Raw genomic sequence first — 17,997 nt, 5'->3', positions numbered from 1 at the left:
GGAGACCGTAAATGGCTGATACTAAGGCAAAACTCACCCTGGGTGGTGACGATGCTATTGAACTGGATGTGCTAAAAGGCACGCTCGGTCAGGATGTTATTGATATCCGTACGTTGGGTTCAAAAGGTGTATTCACCTTCGACCCTGGTTTCACCTCCACCGCATCTTGCGAGTCCAAAATCACCTACATCGACGGTGACGAAGGCATCCTGCTGCACCGCGGTTTCCCCATCGATCAGTTAGCCACTGAATCCAACTATCTGGAAGTGTGCTACATCCTGCTGAACGGCGAAAAGCCGACCCAGGAACAGTACGATGAGTTCAAAACCACCGTTACCCGCCACACCATGATTCATGAGCAGATCACCCGTCTGTTCCATGCGTTCCGTCGTGATTCGCATCCGATGGCGGTAATGTGTGGGATCACCGGTGCGCTGGCCGCGTTTTACCATGACTCCCTTGACGTGAATAACCAGCGTCATCGCGATATCGCCGCATTCCGTCTGCTGTCCAAAATGCCTACCATGGCCGCGATGTGTTACAAATACTCCATCGGACAGCCGTTTGTTTATCCACGCAACGATCTCTCCTACGCCGGTAACTTCCTGCGTATGATGTTCGCCACGCCGTGCGAAGAGTACGAAGTGAACCCGGTTCTGGAACGCGCGATGGATCGTATTCTGATCCTGCACGCTGACCACGAGCAGAACGCCTCCACCTCTACCGTGCGTACCGCAGGCTCCTCCGGTGCCAACCCGTTCGCCTGTATCGCAGCAGGTATTGCCTCCCTGTGGGGGCCGGCACACGGCGGCGCGAACGAAGCCGCACTGAAGATGCTGGAAGAGATCAGCTCCGTTGAGCACATTCCTGAATTCGTACGCCGTGCGAAAGACAAGAATGACTCCTTCCGTCTGATGGGCTTCGGTCACCGTGTTTACAAAAACTACGATCCGCGCGCAACCGTCATGCGTGAAACCTGCCATGAAGTACTGAAAGAGCTGGGCACCAAAGATGACCTGCTGCAGGTGGCGATGGAGCTGGAGCACATCGCGCTGAACGACCCATACTTCATCGAGAAGAAACTCTACCCGAACGTCGACTTCTACTCCGGTATCATCCTGAAAGCGATGGGCATTCCGTCTTCCATGTTTACCGTAATCTTCGCGATGGCGCGTACCGTGGGCTGGATTGCACACTGGAACGAAATGCACACCGAGGGAATGAAAATTGCGCGTCCACGTCAGCTGTATACCGGCTACGAGCAGCGTAACTTCGAAAGCGATATCACCACACGCTAAAAGAAACGCCCGGCGGCGCTACGCTTGCCGGGCCTACAAAAGCGACGTAGGCCGGGTAAGCGTTAGCGCCACCCGGCTTTTTTTATGTCTGACAATGTGGGCACCAGTAAAACGGTCGGGAAGAAAGCGAGGTCTTCTCAATCACCCCACCGCACCGCTCACACTTTTTCCCGGCCCGATGAAACACCTTAAACCGGAACAACGCCCCGTGATGCTTCTTGTCATTCACCACCCCACGGGTGTTGTACGACAGACGCGGGATAGCCAGCAGCGCATGCGCCAGTGCATCGAGCTGTTGTTCGGTCAGCTGTGATGCCTTGTGCTGTGGCGCCAGCCCCACCTGCCACAGAATTTCGACCCGCAGATAGTTGCCTAAACCGGCAAGAAACGACTGGTCCAGCAGCAGCCCTGAAAACTGGCGATTGCGGAATTTTGCTGACAGTAACCGCGCTTTCACATCCTCTGCCGTCAGGCGTAAATCCAGCACATCCGGCCCCACCCGTTGCAGGAAGGGGTGGGTGGTGAGCTGCTCCGCCGTCAGCATCTCAATATCCGAGGCGCTGTAGAGCAAAATGGTTTTATCTGCGGTCTGTAATTTAACGCGCAGCACCCGCGTGGTCTGCGGCTCCTGACCGGTCTCGACCACCCGCCAGACGCCGTACAGCTGGTTATGGCTGTAGAGCGTCAGCTGGTTGGAGAAGTGCGTAAGCAGCGCTTTGCCGCGCGTCTCCAGATGGGTGACCTTCTCCCCGATAAGCCGGGACTCAAAGGATTTTAACTGAGGGAAAGCAAACCACACGTCGGTGAGCGGTTTGCCTTTTATCGCCGCCTCCAGGCTATCCGCCGCGCGGCGGATCTCCGGTCCTTCTGGCATTGTGACTCCTTATTTAGTGCGTGGCACCGCCAACCACTTTGATGTCGTGCTCCTGACGCAGCGCCACCGCAATGGCAATCTCGAGCCCTTTCTTGAGGGTGTGCGTGGCCATGCTCGGCGCGCCAGGATGCGCCGCCGCCTGCTCAGGCAGGTAAGGGATATGGATAAACCCGCCTTTCACCTCCGGTCGATCGGCCAGCTTGTGCAGCACGCCATACATCACGTGGTTACAGACGAATGTGCCAGCCGTCTGCGAAACCGAAGCAGGAATACCGGCTTCGCGCAGGGCCTCCACCATCGCTTTGATCGGCAGCGTGCTGAACCAGGCCGCCGGGCCGTCCGGCACAATAGCGACGTCCACCGGCTGTTGCCCGCGGTTATCCGGGATGCGGGCGTCATCGACGTTAATCGCTACCCGCTCAATGGTCACATCCACGCGGCCCCCGGCCTGCCCTATCGCCAGCACGACGGAGGGCTGAAGCGCGTCAATGGCCGCATTCAGCACCTCTAACGACTCGCCGAACACGCAGGGCAGCTGCCGCGCCACCACGCGGCAGTTGTCAATAATCATCCCATCAAGCTGCTTTACCACTTCCCAGGACGGGTTAAGGGTTTCGCCGCCAAAGGGCTCAAATCCCGTGATTAATACGGTTTGCATCATTTCTCCTTACAGGAACATCAGGAAGTAGAGCAGGAATACGTTGGCGATCAGCAGCAGCACCCCGGTGGGCACCTGCGCTTTGATGACCGCATTTTTATCGGGGAGCTCCAGCAGCGCGGCGGGCACGATGTTGAAGTTGGCCGCCATCGGCGTCATCAGGGTACCGCAGTAGCCGGAGAACATGCCAATCGCCGCCATTACCGCCGGGTTGCCGCCGTGTTGCAGCACCAGGATCGGAATGCCGATCCCCGCGGTGACAATCGGGAAGGCGGCAAAGGCGTTGCCCATCACCATGGTCAGTAGCGCCATGCCCACAGCATAGACCACCACCGCGATAAACCGGCTGTCGACCGCCAGATACGTCTGGGTGAGGTATGAGATCCCCTCCCCCACCCCGGCGGCAGTAAACAGCAGGCCAAGGGTGGCGAGGATCTGCGGCAGAATAAAGGCCCAGCCGATGGAGTCGAGCAGACGGCGCGCCTCCTGCAGGGGCTGATGCACTTTTTCATGGGTCATTTTGATCGCCATCGCCAGACCAATCAGCGAGCCGACCGTCATCGAGAACAGCGTTACCAGCGTTGCGTGGTTGCCCGGGCCGAACAGCGTCTCCTGCAGGCCCGGAATATGGTTAAACATCAGCACGCCCACTACCGTCACCACCGGAATGGCCAGCGCCGGTAAGAACAGGCGATTGCCCAGGCGCTTCGCGCTGGTCTCGCGCTCTTCGGTCGTGCGCTGGTGATAGCTGCCCAGCCGTACGCCGCCAAAACCGGCGATCAGCGCCAGCCCGACTACCGCTAAGCCTACCGCGATATGGACGGTGCGCTTGTCACCCACCAGCTCGTAGGTCCAGTTGCCCAGCAGGAATAAAAGGCCGTAAATGCCCCAGAACAGGCCGGTAGTGATGCGCCGCGGGTTGGCCTTATCGCGAAACGACATCAGCGCCACGATCAGCAGGATCAGGCCCGCCAGCCAGTAGAGATAACTTTGCTGGAAACTCATTTCATCTCTCCCTGCATTTTGGCCAGCTCACGCTCCAGATGCTTATCCAGGCGGTACAGGCGGGCAGAATGGATCGCAAAGGCGCAGAGCGCGGTTGGGATCCCCCACAGGGCGATATGCAGCGGTTCGGTCTGGATCCCGCCGGATTCAAGCATGAAGTTATGCATAAAGATGATGGCGCCAAAGGCGACAAAGATATCTTCGCCAAAGAACAGCCCGACGTTATCGGTGGCCGCCGACATCGCCCGCAGGCGATAGCGCACCGCCCCCGGCAGTTCGCCATATTTCTTCTCTGCCGCCCCTTCTGCCATCGGTGCCAGCAGCGGGCGCACCATCTGCGGATGACCGCCGAGGCTGGTCAGCCCCATTGCTGCCGAGGCCTCGCGGACAAACAGGTAGACGATCAGCAGACGTCCGGCGGTGGCGCTGTGGATCTTCGCGATCCACGCCTGGGCCCGCTCTTTCAGGCCGTGGCGCTCCAGCAGGCCGATAACCGCCAGCGGGATCAGCAGGATAAAGGGCAGGTTGCGGGTATTCAGGAACCCTTCGCCCAGTTTTTCCAGAATGGTGGCGATCGGCATATGCGCCGCAATGCCGGTGACGATCCCGGCGGCAATGACCACCAGCACCGGGTTAAAGCGTAATAGAAACCCGACCACAATCACCGCGATACCGATGAGTGGCCAGAGGGATAGCGTCTCTGCCATGTTAATGTTCCTTTGGTTGTGTTGTGTTTACGGCCGTGCGTTACGCACTGATTTTTATATTATTTGTTTCAAATTCTGTCCGCAGTCGACGGGCAAAGGCCAGCGCGTGTTCTCCGTCACCGTGGATGCACACACTCTGTGCGTGCACGGTTGCCCATTCACCGGTAATACTCTTCACCCGTCCGTGCTGGATCATCTCCAGCGTTTGCGCCAGGGACCGCTCTTCATCGGTGATCATGGCCCCGGCCTGGGTACGCGGCACCAGGCTACCGTCAGCCTGATATCCCCGATCGGCAAAAACCTCTTCCCGGGTAATCAGGCCATGGCGGGTCCCCGCGCGGATCAGCTCGCTCCCCGCCAGCCCCACCAGGATCAAATCCGGGTCGATAGTAAAGATTGCCCGGGCAATGGCATCGGCGAGCTCGCGATCTTTTGCCGCCTGGTTATAGAGCATGCCGTGGGGCTTCACATGGCGCAGCTGCCCCCCTTCGGCGCGGACGATCGCCGCCAGGGCACCAATCTGGTACAGCATTTGTGCGTAGACCGTCTCCGGCGGCAGTGTCATGGCCGTGCGGCCAAAATTTTCCCGGTCCGGGAAGCTGGGGTGCGCCCCAATGGCGACCCCATTTTTCAGCGCCTCACGCACGCAGGCCAGCATGGTCTGGGCATCTCCGGCGTGAAAACCGCAGGCGATGTTGGCTGAGGATACCAGCTGCAACAGCGCGGCATCGCTGCCGCAGCCTTCGCCTAAATCTGCATTTAAATCAACCGCGATCATGCAACCTCCACGCCAGTTGTTCGATGTATTGCTTCTGGATGCGTCGCGCGTCGAGCGCTTCTTCCAGCGTACAGGGGACAAAGTGGATCGGCTGTCCGAGGGGGGCCTGTGCCAGGTGGTACATGTCGGCCTCGATGATGCAGGCGATCCGCGGATAGCCCCCGGTGGTCTGGGCATCGTTCATCAGCACGATCGGCTGTCCGTTGTGCGGCACCTGGATTACGCCCGGCAGCAGACCGTGCGACAGCATTTCACGCTCGGTAGTGCGCACCAGCTTCTGCCCCTGCAGGCGATAGCCCATGCGGTTACTTTGCGGGCTGAGCTGCCACGGCAGACGCCAGAGCGCATCCTGCGAGGCCTTATCAAACTCGTGATACTCCGGCCCCGGCAAGGCGCGCACGCGGTTATCCCACAGCAGCTGCTTAACGCCCTGCGCTTCAAGGAAATCGCGCCCGCCAGGCCGAACGGCCAGTCGATCGCCATCTTTCAGCAGCCGCCCTTCGTGGCCGCCGAGTCCCACCTTCAGGTCGGTGCTAAGGGAGTTCATCACCGACGGCACGTCGATGCCGCCCGCAATCGCCAGATAGCTACGCATTCCGCGCCGGGGGCGATTAAGGGTGAGCTGTTGCCCGGCCTTCACCGGCAGACGCCAGCCGGTCCAGACCGCCGCGCCGTCGAGCCGGGCGTCACAGCCCGCCCCGGTCAGGGCAAACCAGCCGTCCTGTTCAAATTCGACGGTACACTGCCCAAGAGTGATCTCCAGCGCAGCATCGTCCGGATCGTTGCCCACCAGGATATTGCCAATCTGCAGGGCCGGTTTATCCAGCGCGCCACAGTAGCTGATCCCCGACTGGCGAAAACCGATACGCCCGCCGTCCTGCACCGAGGTGTAGAGCCCTGCGCGAACTATTTTTAGCATACCCCCTCCTTCTGCGGGATAAACCGCACGGTATCGCCCGGTCGCAGCAGCACCGGCTCGTCACGATGTGGATCGAACAGCGGCAACGGGGTGTGTCCGATCAGCTGCCAGCCGCCAGGGGTGGCTATCGGGTAAATGCCGGTTTGCGCCCCGCCAATCCCCACCGAGCCCGCCGGCACCTGCAGCCGGGGTTCATCCCGGCGCGGGGTCGCCAGCTGCTCGGGCAAACCGCCCAGATAAGGAAAGCCCGGCTGAAAACCTAAGAACCAGACCACATAATCGATGGATGAGTGAAGCTCCACGACCTGTTTCTCGGTCAGCCCGGCGTGTCGGGCCACCTCGCCAAGATCGGGGCCCGCAGCGGTGCCATACACCACCGGGATTTCGATATAGCGGGACTCAGGCTCCAGCGCCTCGCTCTCTTCCCACCAGCGCTGCAGACGCTCAATCGCATCCAGCGCCAGCGAGTGGGGATTGCGCAGCACCACGGTGATGTTATTCATCCCCGGAATGGCTTCCACCACCTCGGGAATTTCACCCAGTCGCTGGGTTAAACGCCAGATCCGCTTTTGCGTCGCCAGGGTGACCGGCGGCTCGAGCTCCAGTACGACGGCGGTTTCGCCTAACAGATAACAACGTGCTCGCTGCACTTATACACCTCTCATCAGGCTGGATTAGGGATATCCACAAAGGTGACATCCAGGTCAGTGGTTTCCGTCAGCCATTCGCTGAGGGCGCGAATGCCGCCGCGTTCCGTGGCATGGTGTCCTGCCGCATAAAAATGCAGCCCCTGCTCCCGGGCAGAGTGAATGGTCTGCTCCGACACTTCGCCGGTAATAAAGGCATCGACGCCAAAACGCGCCGCGCTGTCGATAAAGCTCTGCCCGCCCCCGGTACACCAGGCAACGCGCTGTACCTGGTCCGGCCCGGTATCGCCGCTCCACAGCGGACGACGTCCCAGACGGGCTTCAATCCACGACGCCAGCTCCAGGCCCGGTACCGGCATGGAGAGCTCGCCCCAGGGCACCAGCGGCTCGATTTCACCCATGATGTTAATGCCGAGCAGCGCCGCCAGCTGGGCGTTGTTTCCCAGCTCCGGGTGGGCGTCCAGCGGCAGATGCCAGCCGTAAAGGTTGATGTCGTTTTCCAGCAGCGTTTTCAGACGATTGCGCTTCATGCCGCGGATCACCGGGGATTCGCCTTTCCAGAAATAGCCGTGGTGGACAATCACCGCATCGGCTTGCTGGCGTACCGCTTCGTCGATCAGCGCCTGGCTTGCGGTGACGCCGGTGACAATCTTCTGCACCTGCTCACGCCCTTCCACCTGCAGGCCGTTCGGCGCATAGTCGCTGAAGCTGCTGCTGTTCAGTTTGTCGTTAATCAGTTTTTCCAGTTCACTGTTTTTCATTATTGCTCCCTTACGCTTTACGGGCGGCTTCATACGCTGCCAGCGTGGCTATGCGTGCCTGTTTATGGTCGACAACCGGGCGCGGATAATCGAGGGCGATCCCCTGCTTATCCGCCCAGGTCCAGGGGTCATGGATGGCCTTGTCCGGCACGGTGGCCAGCTCCGGCAGCCAGCGGCGGATAAACACGCCGTCGTTATCAAACTTCTGCCCCTGGGTTGTCGGGTTAAAAATACGGAAATAGGGCGCGGCATCGGTTCCGGTTGACGCCGCCCACTGCCAGCCGCCGTTATTGGCGGCCAGGTCGCCATCGATAAGCTGAGAAATAAAGTAACGTTCCCCGGCTCGCCAGTCGATAAGCAGGTCTTTCACCAGAAAGCTGGCGGTGATCATCCGCAGGCGGTTGTGCATCCAGCCGGTTTCATTCAGCTGGCGCATGGCGGCATCGACGATCGGATAGCCGGTCTGTCCATATTGCCAGGCCTCTAGCTGGGCATCTTCAGACTGCCACTTCACGTTATCAGTCCAACGGATGAATGGCCGATATTTACATAAATCAGGGTGATACGTCATCAGATGACGATAAAACTCGCGCCAGATCAGCTCGTTTAGCCATACTGCACCCGGCCCGCCCTCCAGCGCCTGGGGTTGTTCCGCCAGCAATCGGTGCAGGCACTGACGGGGGGAAAGTACCCCCAGCGCCAGGCAGGCGGAGAGACGGCTGGTGCCTTCGATGGCCGGGAAATCACGCTGCGTTTCGTACTCTCCTGCCCCCTGCTGACAGAACGTCCGCAGCCGGGCAATCGCTTCTTTCTCGCTCGCCGGGAACAGGTCAGCATCGAACGCCTGCTGCGGGTAGTCGAAATCCAGTGCTACCGCATTGACCTTCTCCCCCTCGCGCACGGCAGGCGCCGCCGCACAATCAGGTAGCCCCTCTTTCAGACGCCGCAGCCAGGCGTTTTTAAACGGCGTAAACACTTTGTACATCTCGTGATTGCCGGTCATAACGCTGCCGGGAGGAAGGATGACGCTGTCATCAAAGCCCTGACAGGTCACGTCCTCCAGCGCGCGCTCCAGCTGACGATCGCGCTGCTGCTCGTTCAGTTCGTACTGGTAGTTATAAAAGAGTTGGGTGACGTCATGCTCGGCGCATAGCTGCGCCACTTTCTCAGCCTGCGCCGCAAAATCAGCGACCTGGGCATACAGCAGCGGAATGCCTTTATCGGCCAGCTGCTGCTGCAAGCCATTGAGATGGGCGTGAAGAAACGCGGCCTGGCGCGGCGCCATGGCGTGCTGGTGCCACTGTTGCGGCGTAGCGATGAAAAGCGCCAGCACGCGGGCATGTTTGTTGCGGCAGGCGGCAGCAAGCGCCAGGTTGTCGTGGATGCGCAGATCGGCGCGAAACCAGACCAGATGGGTGGCCATAACACTCCAGTATTATCGTCTGTAACATCTACAAGTCACCGAGGATACTTTGCTTTAACAAGTGTAGCCATACTGGAATAAAAAAGGCCGCCCTGATGGCGGCCTTAACGCTACTTATCCTGCGCGAGCGCGGTAAGCACAACAAGCATGGTTGGCTCGTCACTTCTCACCACGAATACGCTGGCGACAATGAACGCGATACACAGATAACGTTTCATTATGCGGTCCCTGCAAACTAACCGCTCCACCGTTCACCACCGGTGATAATCCGGCAGACACAAGTTCTGGTAGTACTTGTTTTACGGTTGTGATGACGCCTTTCCCGGGACCGGTGCCCATGTGCGAGATGGCGGAAAGGGACGACACATCATAGTCAACATCCTGTGTCATCGGCAGACCGCAACAGGCCTTTCAGAATTCATTTAGACACTGCACATTTCGCCTGAAGGACGTTCAGGCTAAGATAGCTTTCTCTGGTAGTGCTTGTTTAACACCTCCCGACGGACCGCGAATCCCGAGGGATAAAAAAACCGCCACATTGCTGTGGCGGTTTTTTTATTGCTTCAGGTGCTGTGTGTAGTCTTTCTTAAATTTAATAAAAATCACAAGTGGCTTTTTCAGCCTGATCCATCCACACCGGTTTATCACTGGTTTTAGCCCAGACGCGATGCAGATAGCTATAAAAACGAGCGCGTTCTTTCCAGAAAAGCATCACAGGTAACGCCAGAACACCCGCTATCACAGCGAAAGTGCGGCGAATAAAAACGATATGTGCCGGATACGCTTTGTAAAATTCCATCATTTTCTCCCCTTTCTCTGGCCGGAAACCCTCTCCGGAAAGTTAAAACTGGTTATCTGAGGAAAATAGTAACGCTTTGGCTGTAATTTTACTACTCATCCGACCACTTTTTTGCCCTTCTGAAGCGAACTTTACACTTCAAGCCGTAATTAAGTTACAGAAAAGTTAAATTTTTACTAACCATTAGTTAAATTAGGGTCTTAGCCCTCTTTATACTTTTTTTACACCTCCCTCTCTGATTTTTGCGAAATCTTTGCGACCGAAATTTTACCCTTTGCACCATTACTAACGTCACCCGGAGGTGAATTGTGAGTGCAGGTGTAATTGCGGGCATCGTGCTGGTGTTCCTGTTACTGGGGTATTTGATTTATGCCCTGTTGAACGCGGAGGCATTCTGATGGCCGCACAAGGATTTCTGCTTATCGCCGGCTTTCTGCTGGTGCTGTTGGGGCTCGCCCGACCGCTGGGGATGTGGCTGGCGCGGATGATTAACGGCCTGCCGCTGCCCGGGGTGCAATCCCTTGACGCAGGACTACTGCGAATGCTCAGGATCGGCACCGCAGAAATGGGCTGGCGTCACTACCTGGGCGCGATCCTGCTGTTGAATGGGGTGGGTCTGGTCGCGCTGTTCGCCATGCTGATGCTGCAGGGTTATCTGCCGCTAAACCCGCAGCAGCTTCCGGGCCTCTCCTGGCATCTGGCGCTGAACACCGCCGTCAGCTTCGTCAGCAATACCAACTGGCAATCCTATGCCGGGGAGACCACCCTGAGCTATTTCAGCCAGATGGCGGGCCTGACGGTACAAAACTTCCTTTCGGCGGCCAGCGGCATCGCGGTCATCTTCGCCCTCACCCGCGCCTTTGCCCGCCAGAGTGTCAATACCCTGGGCAACGCCTGGGTCGATCTGACCCGCATCACCCTGTGGGTATTGCTGCCGCTGTCACTGGTTATCGCGTTGCTGTTTATCCAGCAGGGCGTGTTGCAAAACCTACTGCCCTATCAGCCATTCACCTCGCTGGAGGGGGCCAGACAGCTGCTGCCGATGGGACCGGTGGCCTCCCAGGAAGCGATCAAAATGCTCGGTACCAACGGGGGCGGCTTCTTTAATGCGAACTCTGCTCATCCGTTTGAGAACCCGACCGCGCTGACGAACGCCGTGCAGATGCTGGCGATCTTCCTGATCCCCGCCGCATTGTGCTTTGCCTTTGGCGATGCGGTCAGCGATCGCCGTCAGGGGCATGCGATCCTCTGGACCATGTCCATCATCTTTGCGATCTGCGCCGCGCTGGTAATGTGGGCGGAGTGGCAGGGCAACAGCCACTTCATGCTGCTGGGGGCGGACAGCAACAGCAATATGGAGGGCAAAGAGAGCCGCTTTGGCATTCTCGCCAGCAGCCTGTACGCCGTCGTCACCACCGCCGCCTCCTGCGGGGCGGTCAACGCCATGCACGACTCCTTCACCGCGCTGGGCGGGATGATCCCGCTGTGGCTGATGCAGATTGGTGAAGTGGTGTTTGGCGGGGTCGGTTCTGGCCTGTACGGCATGCTGCTGTTTGTGCTGCTGGCGGTGTTTATCGCCGGGCTGATGATTGGCCGTACCCCGGAATATCTGGGCAAGAAAATCGACGTGCGTGAGATGAAGCTGACCGCGCTGGCGATCCTCGTCACTCCGGCGCTGGTGCTGCTCGGTACCGCGCTGGCGCTGATGACCGACGCCGGGCGCAGCGGCATCTTCAACCCCGGGATCCACGGGTTTAGCGAGGTGCTGTACGCGGTTTCCTCGGCGGCCAACAACAACGGCAGCGCCTTTGCGGGCCTGAGCGCCAACTCGCCGTTCTGGAACTGCCTGCTGGCGTTCTGCATGTTAATCGGACGCTTTGGCGTGATTGTGCCGGTCATGGCCATCGCCGGATCGCTGGTTAACAAGACCCGCCAGCCCGCTTCTGGCGGCACGCTACCCACCCACGGCGCGCTGTTCGTCGGCCTGCTGATCGGTACCGTCCTGCTGGTGGGCGCCCTCACCTTTATCCCCGCCCTCGCCTTAGGCCCGGTCGCGGAACATCTCTCTTTACGCTGATTTGCGGAGTATTGGTCATGAGTCGTAAGCAACTGGCCCTGCTCGAACCCTCTCTGGTTCGTCAGGCGCTGATGGATGCGGTAAAAAAAATCGACCCGCGCGTGCAGTGGCGCAATCCGGTAATGTTTATCGTCTGGCTGGGCAGCCTGCTGACTACCCTGCTGGCCCTTGCCATGGCGGGTGGGCTGCTTCCAGGGAGCGCCTCGTTTACCGCGGCGATCAGTCTGTGGCTGTGGTTCACCGTGCTGTTTGCCAACGTCGCCGAAGCGCTGGCGGAAGGCCGCAGCAAAGCGCAGGCCAACAGCCTCAAAGGGGTGCAGAAGACGGCGTTCGCCCGCAAGCTGCGCGAAGCGAAATACGGTGCCGATACCGACAGGGTTCCGGCGGACACGCTGCGCAAAGGCGACATCGTGCTGGTGGAGGCCGGAGATATTATCCCCTGCGACGGGGAAGTTATCGAAGGGGGCGCCTCGGTGGATGAGAGCGCCATTACCGGGGAATCCGCGCCGGTGATCCGTGAGTCCGGCGGCGATTTTGCCTCGGTCACCGGCGGGACGCGCATTCTCTCCGACTGGCTGGTGATCCAGTGCAGCGTCAACCCTGGTGAGACCTTCCTCGACCGGATGATCGCCATGGTGGAAGGTGCCCAGCGGCGAAAAACCCCGAATGAAATTGCCCTGACCATTCTGCTGGTGGCGCTGACTATCGTCTTCCTGCTGGCGACAGCCACCCTGTGGCCCTTCTCATCGTATGGCGGTACGGCGGTAAGCGTCACCGTGCTGGTTGCCCTGCTGGTCTGCCTGATCCCAACCACTATCGGCGGCCTGCTGTCGGCTATCGGCGTGGCGGGTATGAGCCGGATGCTGGCGGCCAACGTCATCGCCACCAGCGGCCGGGCGGTGGAGGCGGCTGGCGACGTCGACGTGCTGCTGCTGGATAAAACCGGCACCATCACCCTCGGCAATCGTCAGGCCTCCGGGTTCCTGCCCGCCCCGGGCGTGGACGAAAAAACGCTGGCCGACGCGGCTCAACTGGCCTCGCTGGCGGATGAGACCCCGGAAGGCCGCAGCATCGTGATCCTCGCCAAGCAGCGCTTTAACCTGCGCCAGCGCGACGTCCAGAGCCTGCATGCCACCTTCGTGCCCTTTACGGCGCAGACGCGGATGAGCGGGATTAACTTCCAGGAGCGGATGATTCGTAAGGGCTCGGTGGATGCCATTCGCCGTCACATTACCGCCAACAACGGCCACTTCCCGCCGCAGGTTGATACCCTGGTAGAGAACGTCGCCCGCCAGGGGGCCACCCCGCTGGTGGTGGCCGAAGGCGCTACAGTGCTGGGGGTGATCGCCCTGAAGGACATCGTTAAAGGCGGCATCAAGGAGCGTTTTGCCCAGCTGCGCAAAATGGGCATCAAAACGGTGATGATCACCGGGGATAACCGCCTGACCGCCGCAGCCATTGCAGCGGAAGCCGGCGTGGATGATTTCCTCTCCGAGGCGACGCCGGAGGCCAAACTGGCGCTGATCCGCCAGTACCAGGCCGAAGGACGACTGGTGGCGATGACCGGGGATGGCACCAACGACGCCCCGGCCCTCGCCCAGGCGGATGTGGCGGTGGCGATGAACTCCGGCACCCAGGCGGCAAAAGAGGCGGGGAATATGGTCGACCTCGATTCCAACCCGACCAAGCTGATTGAGGTGGTGCATATCGGCAAACAGATGCTGATGACCCGGGGCTCGCTGACCACCTTCAGTATCGCCAACGACGTGGCGAAATATTTCGCCATCATTCCGGCGGCGTTTGCAGCAACTTATCCGCAGCTGGATGCCCTGAACGTGATGCACCTGCACTCCCCCGCCTCGGCCATCCTGAGCGCGGTGATCTTTAACGCCCTGATCATTGTCTTTCTGATCCCGCTGGCGCTGAAAGGGGTGAGCTACAAGCCGCTCACCGCCGCCGGCATGCTGCGCCGCAATCTGTGGATTTACGGTCTGGGTGGGCTGGTGGTGCCCTTTATCGGCATTAAGGCCATCGACCTGGTACTCACCCTGTTCGGGCTGGTTTAAGAGGAAAATCAAATGGCTATGTTACGTCCCGCTATACTGTTGTTTATTCTGCTGGCCCTGATCACCGGGGGTGTCTATCCGCTGGTGACTACCGCCCTGGGGCAGTGGTGGTTTGCTGACCAGGCTAACGGATCCCTTATCCGCCAGCAGGGGGAGATCCGCGGTTCCCGCCTGATTGGACAAGACTTTACCGGAGCAGGTTACTTTCACGGACGTCCTTCCGCCACGGCAGAAAGCCCGTATAATCCGCTGGCCTCGGGCGGCAGCAACCTGGCGGGCAGCAACCCTGAGCTGGATAACGCCGTTCGCGCACGGGTTGCGGCATTACGCGTCGCCAACCCGCAGGCCAGCCAGGCGGTGCCGGTTGAGCTGGTGACCGCCTCGGCCAGCGGGCTGGACTACAGCCTGACGCCGCAGGCCGTCGCCTGGCAGATCCCGCGCGTGGCGCAGGCGCGTCAGATAGCGCCCGCGCAGCTTAGCCAGCTGGTGGCCGAACATACGCAAAAACCGCTGTTCAGCGCGATGGGCGGCGCGGTGGTTAACATCGTTGAATTAAATCTGGCGCTGGACGCACTAAGGAAAAACTAAATGATCGACGAGCCTCAGCGCCCGGACCCGGACAAACTGCTGGAGCAGGCTGCCGCCCCCCATCGCGGCAAACTGAAAATCTTCTTCGGCGCCTGTGCGGGGGTCGGCAAGACTTTCGCCATGCTCAGTGAAGCGCAGCGTCTGCGCGCCCAGGGGCTCGATATTCTGATCGGCGTGGCGGAGACCCACGGTCGCCAGGAGACCGCCGCCCTGCTGGCCGGCCTGGCGACCCAGCCGCCCCGGCGCATTCATCATCGCGGGCGTCTGGTGACGGAGTTCGATCTCGATGCCGCCCTCGCCCGCCGTCCGGCGCTGATCCTGATGGACGAGCTGGCGCACAGCAACGCCTCAGGCTCACGCCACCCTAAACGCTGGCAGGACGTCGAAGAGCTGCTGGAGGCGGGCATCGATGTCTTTACCACCGTTAACGTGCAGCATCTGGAAAGTCTTAACGACGTGGTCAGCGGCGTCACCGGCATTCAGGTGCGGGAGACCGTCCCGGATCCGTTCTTCGACGCGGCAGACGAAGTGGTACTGGTGGATTTGCCCCCGGACGATCTGCGCCAGCGCCTGCATGAAGGCAAGGTTTACATTGCCGGACAGGCCGAGCGGGCAATCGAACACTTCTTCCGCAAAGGCAATTTGATCGCCCTGCGTGAGCTGGCCCTGCGCCGCACCGCCGATCGGGTGGACGATCAGATGCGGGCCTGGCGCGACCGGCAGGGCGAGGAGAAGGTGTGGCATACCCGCGACGCCATCCTGCTCTGCATCGGCCACGGCAGCGGCAACGAGAAGCTGGTGCGTACCGCCGCGCGGCTGGCAGCGAAGTTCGGTAGCGTCTGGCACGCCGTTTACGTCGAGACCCCGCAGCTGCACCGTCTGCCGGAGAACCAGCGCCGCGCCATTCTCAGCGCCCTGCGTCTGGCCCAGGAGCTGGGCGCCGAAACCGCCACCCTGGCCGAACAGGCGGAAGACAAAGCCATCCTGCGCTACGCCCGGGAGCATAACCTCGGCAAGATTGTTATCGGTCGCCGGACGCACCGCCGCTGGTTTAACCGGGACACCTTTGCCGATAAGCTGGCGCAGCGTGCCCCCGATCTCGACCTGCTGATCGTCGCCCTCGACGACAAACCCGCGGCCCTGCCCGCCAGAACGCCGGATAACCGGACGTTCAGCGACAAATGGCGGATCCAGCTGCGCGGCTGCCTGGTGGCGGTGCTGCTCTGCGCCCTGATTACCTTTATTGCCAGTCAGTGGCTACCCGATTTTGATGCCGCCAACCTGGTGATGATCTACCTGCTTGGGGTGGTGATTGTGGCGCTGTTTTATGGCCGCTGGCCTTCGGTACTGGCGACGGTAATCAACGTGGTCAGCTTCGATCTCTTTTTCATCGCCCCGCGCGGCACCCTGGCGGTATCGGACGTACAGTACGTCCTCACCTTTGCGGTGATGCTGGCGGTGGGCTTGCTGATCGGTAACCTGACGGCGGGCGTGCGCTATCAGGCGCGGATCGCCCGCTATCGCGAGCAGCGCACCCGCCATCTGTATGAGATGTCGAAGGCACTGGCGGTGGGCCGCACGCCACAGGATATCGCGCAGACCAGCCAGCAGTTCATCCACTCCACCTTTCACGCCCGCAGCCTGATCCTCCTTCCGGATCGGGAGGGCAAGCTCCGCCCGCTGACTCCGGCTTCGGGAATGACGCCCTGGGATGAAGCTATTGCCCGCTGGAGCTTTGACAAGGGCCAGCCCGCCGGGGCAGGCACCGATACCCTGCCCGGCGTGCCCTGGCTTATTCTGCCGCTGCAGAATCAGGGGGTGGCGATTGTCGAGCCGTCCAATCTGCGTCAGCTGATGATCCCCGAGCAGCAGCGCCTGCTGGAGACCTTTACTCTGCTGGTCGCCAGCGCCCTCGAGCGACTGGCGCTGACCGCCAGCGAAGAGCAGGCGCGGTTAGCCAGCGAGCGGGAGAGCATTCGTAACTCGCTGCTGGCGGCCCTCTCCCACGATCTGCGCACGCCGCTGACGGTGCTGTTCGGCCAGTCAGAGATCCTGACCCTCGACCTGGCGGCAGAGGGTTCCCGCCACGCGCCACAGGCCAGCGAGATCCGCCAGCACGTGCTGAACACCACCAGGCTGGTGAATAATCTGCTGGATATGGCGCGGATCCAGTCCGGCGGCTTTAACCTGAAAAAAGAGTGGCTGACCCTGGAAGAGGTGATCGGTAGCGCCCTGAAAACGCTGGAGCCAGGGCTTGGTGGGCGGCATATCGCGCTCGATATGTCAGATCCGCTGGCGCTGATCCACGTGGATGGCCCGCTGTTCGAGCGGGTGCTGATTAACCTGCTGGAGAACGCTGGCAAATACGCGGGGAGCCGAGCGCAAATTGGTATTGACGCCAGCGTCACCCCCGACCAGCTCCAGCTGGAGGTGTGGGATACCGGCCCCGGCATTCCGGCGGGGCAGGAACAGGCTATCTTTGATAAATTCGCCCGCGGTAACAAAGAGTCTGCCATTCCCGGCGTCGGGCTGGGGCTCGCCATCTGCCAGGCGATTGTTGAGGTGCACGGTGGCACCATCACCGCCCATAACCGTCCCGACGGGGGCGCCGGTTTTTGTGTTACACTGCCGCGCGATACGCCGCCCGAACTGAATGAATTCCCAGAGGATTTGTGATTAACGTTCTGATTGTTGAAGATGAACTCGCCATCAGCCGTTTTCTGCGCGTCGCGCTGGAAGGTGAAGGCCTGCGCGTACACGATGCCGGAACGCTACAGCGGGGCCTGATTGAAGCCGCGACCCGCAAGCCGGATCTGGTGATCCTCGATTTAGGTCTTCCGGACGGCGACGGCCTCGACTTTATCCGGGAAGTGCGCCAGTGGAGCCAGATGCCTATCATTGTGCTCTCGGCGCGTCTGGAGGAGACCGACAAAATTGCCGCGCTCGATGCCGGGGCCGACGACTATCTCAGCAAGCCGTTTGGCATTGGCGAACTGCAGGCGCGTCTCCGCGTTGCCCTGCGCCGCCACGCAACAACCTCCCCTGCCGACCCGGTGTATAGCTTCTCTGACATTCGCGTCGATCTGGCCTCGCGGCGCATTCAGCGGTGTGAGACGGAAATCCACCTGACCCCTATCGAGTTCCGCCTGCTGGCGGTCCTGCTCAACAATCACGGCAAGGTGCTCACCCAGCGCCAGCTGTTAAGCCAGGTGTGGGGCCCCAATGCGGTGGAGCATAGTCACTACCTGCGGATTTATATGGGGCACCTTCGTCAGAAACTCGAGGTGGACCCCGCGCGCCCACGCCATCTGTTAACTGAAACCGGGATCGGGTATCGATTTATGCTTTGAGCACAAAAAAGCCCGGTGGCGCTAGCGCTTACCGGGCCTACGAATAC

The 17,997-nt window shown here is 60.4% G+C and carries 17 protein-coding genes; 7 read left to right on the top strand and 10 right to left on the bottom strand.

Features of this window, described 5'->3' with window-relative positions; translation table 11 throughout:
- Positions 1-11 precede the first annotated feature (11 nt).
- Positions 12-1,298 carry a citrate synthase gene (locus ACP4QI_RS06060; protein ID WP_142488713.1) on the top strand — a complete coding sequence of 429 codons (1,287 nt, stop codon included), beginning with the start codon at positions 12-14 and terminating at the stop codon, positions 1,296-1,298.
- Positions 1,299-1,380: 82 nt separating this feature from the next.
- Here ACP4QI_RS06060 and nei read toward each other — a convergent pair whose 3' ends face one another.
- The 10 genes from nei to ACP4QI_RS06010 form a co-directional block, all read right to left on the bottom strand.
- Entirely contained in the window at positions 1,381-2,172 is a 792-nt protein-coding gene (gene nei, locus ACP4QI_RS06055) for an endonuclease VIII (protein ID WP_142488712.1), read from the bottom strand.
- A 13-nt stretch (positions 2,173-2,185) separates the two neighbouring features.
- Positions 2,186-2,830, bottom strand: coding sequence for a pyroglutamyl-peptidase I (gene pcp, locus ACP4QI_RS06050; protein WP_285128312.1), 645 nt, complete (start codon positions 2,828-2,830; stop codon positions 2,186-2,188).
- A gap of 9 nt (positions 2,831-2,839) precedes the next feature.
- Positions 2,840-3,835 carry a DUF979 domain-containing protein gene (locus ACP4QI_RS06045; RefSeq protein WP_426495062.1) on the bottom strand — a complete coding sequence of 332 codons (996 nt, stop codon included), beginning with the start codon at positions 3,833-3,835 and terminating at the stop codon, positions 2,840-2,842.
- Complete coding sequence (locus tag ACP4QI_RS06040) at positions 3,832-4,542, bottom strand: DUF969 domain-containing protein (RefSeq protein ID WP_156263220.1); 711 nt, start codon at positions 4,540-4,542, stop codon at positions 3,832-3,834. The genes ACP4QI_RS06045 and ACP4QI_RS06040 overlap by 4 nt, the downstream gene beginning before the upstream one ends.
- Before the next feature lie 40 nt (positions 4,543-4,582).
- Positions 4,583-5,317: a 5-oxoprolinase subunit PxpA gene (gene pxpA, locus ACP4QI_RS06035; RefSeq protein ID WP_426495196.1), complete on the bottom strand. Its 735-nt coding sequence runs from the start codon at positions 5,315-5,317 to the stop codon at positions 4,583-4,585.
- The gene (gene pxpC, locus ACP4QI_RS06030; protein WP_142488708.1) at positions 5,307-6,239 is read right to left on the bottom strand and encodes a 5-oxoprolinase subunit PxpC; all 933 of its coding nucleotides are present in this window, start codon (positions 6,237-6,239) and stop codon (positions 5,307-5,309) included. Before pxpC ends, pxpA begins: the two co-directional genes overlap by 11 nt.
- Entirely contained in the window at positions 6,233-6,889 is a 657-nt protein-coding gene (pxpB, locus tag ACP4QI_RS06025; protein ID WP_142488707.1) for a 5-oxoprolinase subunit PxpB, read from the bottom strand. The genes pxpC and pxpB overlap by 7 nt, the downstream gene beginning before the upstream one ends.
- Before the next feature lie 14 nt (positions 6,890-6,903).
- Positions 6,904-7,647: a type 2 GTP cyclohydrolase I gene (locus ACP4QI_RS06020; RefSeq protein WP_142488706.1), complete on the bottom strand. Its 744-nt coding sequence runs from the start codon at positions 7,645-7,647 to the stop codon at positions 6,904-6,906.
- A 10-nt stretch (positions 7,648-7,657) separates the two neighbouring features.
- Entirely contained in the window at positions 7,658-9,070 is a 1,413-nt protein-coding gene (phrB, locus tag ACP4QI_RS06015) for a deoxyribodipyrimidine photo-lyase (protein WP_285128314.1), read from the bottom strand.
- Between the two features lie 592 nt (positions 9,071-9,662).
- On the bottom strand, positions 9,663-9,869 hold the full coding sequence (locus ACP4QI_RS06010) for a YbfA family protein (RefSeq protein WP_142490073.1): 207 nt from the start codon (positions 9,867-9,869) through the stop codon (positions 9,663-9,665).
- 308 nt (positions 9,870-10,177) lie between these two features.
- Here ACP4QI_RS06010 and kdpF point away from each other — a divergent pair, with 308 nt between their 5' ends.
- Genes kdpF through kdpE form a run of 6 tightly spaced genes read left to right on the top strand, consistent with a single transcriptional unit; the run spans position 10,178 to position 17,950 of the window.
- Positions 10,178-10,267: a K(+)-transporting ATPase subunit F gene (gene kdpF / locus ACP4QI_RS06005; RefSeq protein ID WP_071886481.1), complete on the top strand. Its 90-nt coding sequence runs from the start codon at positions 10,178-10,180 to the stop codon at positions 10,265-10,267.
- A complete protein-coding gene (gene kdpA / locus ACP4QI_RS06000; protein WP_426495063.1) occupies positions 10,267-11,946 on the top strand; it encodes a potassium-transporting ATPase subunit KdpA in 1,680 nt (559 codons plus the stop codon). Before kdpF ends, kdpA begins: the two co-directional genes overlap by 1 nt.
- A 17-nt stretch (positions 11,947-11,963) precedes the next feature.
- Positions 11,964-14,012: a potassium-transporting ATPase subunit KdpB gene (gene kdpB, locus ACP4QI_RS05995; protein WP_426495064.1), complete on the top strand. Its 2,049-nt coding sequence runs from the start codon at positions 11,964-11,966 to the stop codon at positions 14,010-14,012.
- 12 nt (positions 14,013-14,024) lie between these two features.
- Entirely contained in the window at positions 14,025-14,600 is a 576-nt protein-coding gene (kdpC, locus tag ACP4QI_RS05990) for a potassium-transporting ATPase subunit KdpC (RefSeq protein ID WP_426495065.1), read from the top strand.
- Entirely contained in the window at positions 14,601-17,276 is a 2,676-nt protein-coding gene (gene kdpD, locus ACP4QI_RS05985) for a two-component system sensor histidine kinase KdpD (protein WP_426495066.1), read from the top strand.
- The gene (kdpE, locus tag ACP4QI_RS05980) at positions 17,273-17,950 is read left to right on the top strand and encodes a two-component system response regulator KdpE (RefSeq protein ID WP_285128318.1); all 678 of its coding nucleotides are present in this window, start codon (positions 17,273-17,275) and stop codon (positions 17,948-17,950) included. Before kdpD ends, kdpE begins: the two co-directional genes overlap by 4 nt.
- Positions 17,951-17,997: the final 47 nt, after the last annotated feature.

Source organism: Leclercia sp. TB492, from assembly GCF_049974505.2.
Classification (GTDB): Bacteria; Pseudomonadota; Gammaproteobacteria; order Enterobacterales; family Enterobacteriaceae; genus Enterobacter; species Enterobacter adecarboxylatus_C.
This window is presented reverse-complemented; position numbering and strand designations above follow the sequence as displayed.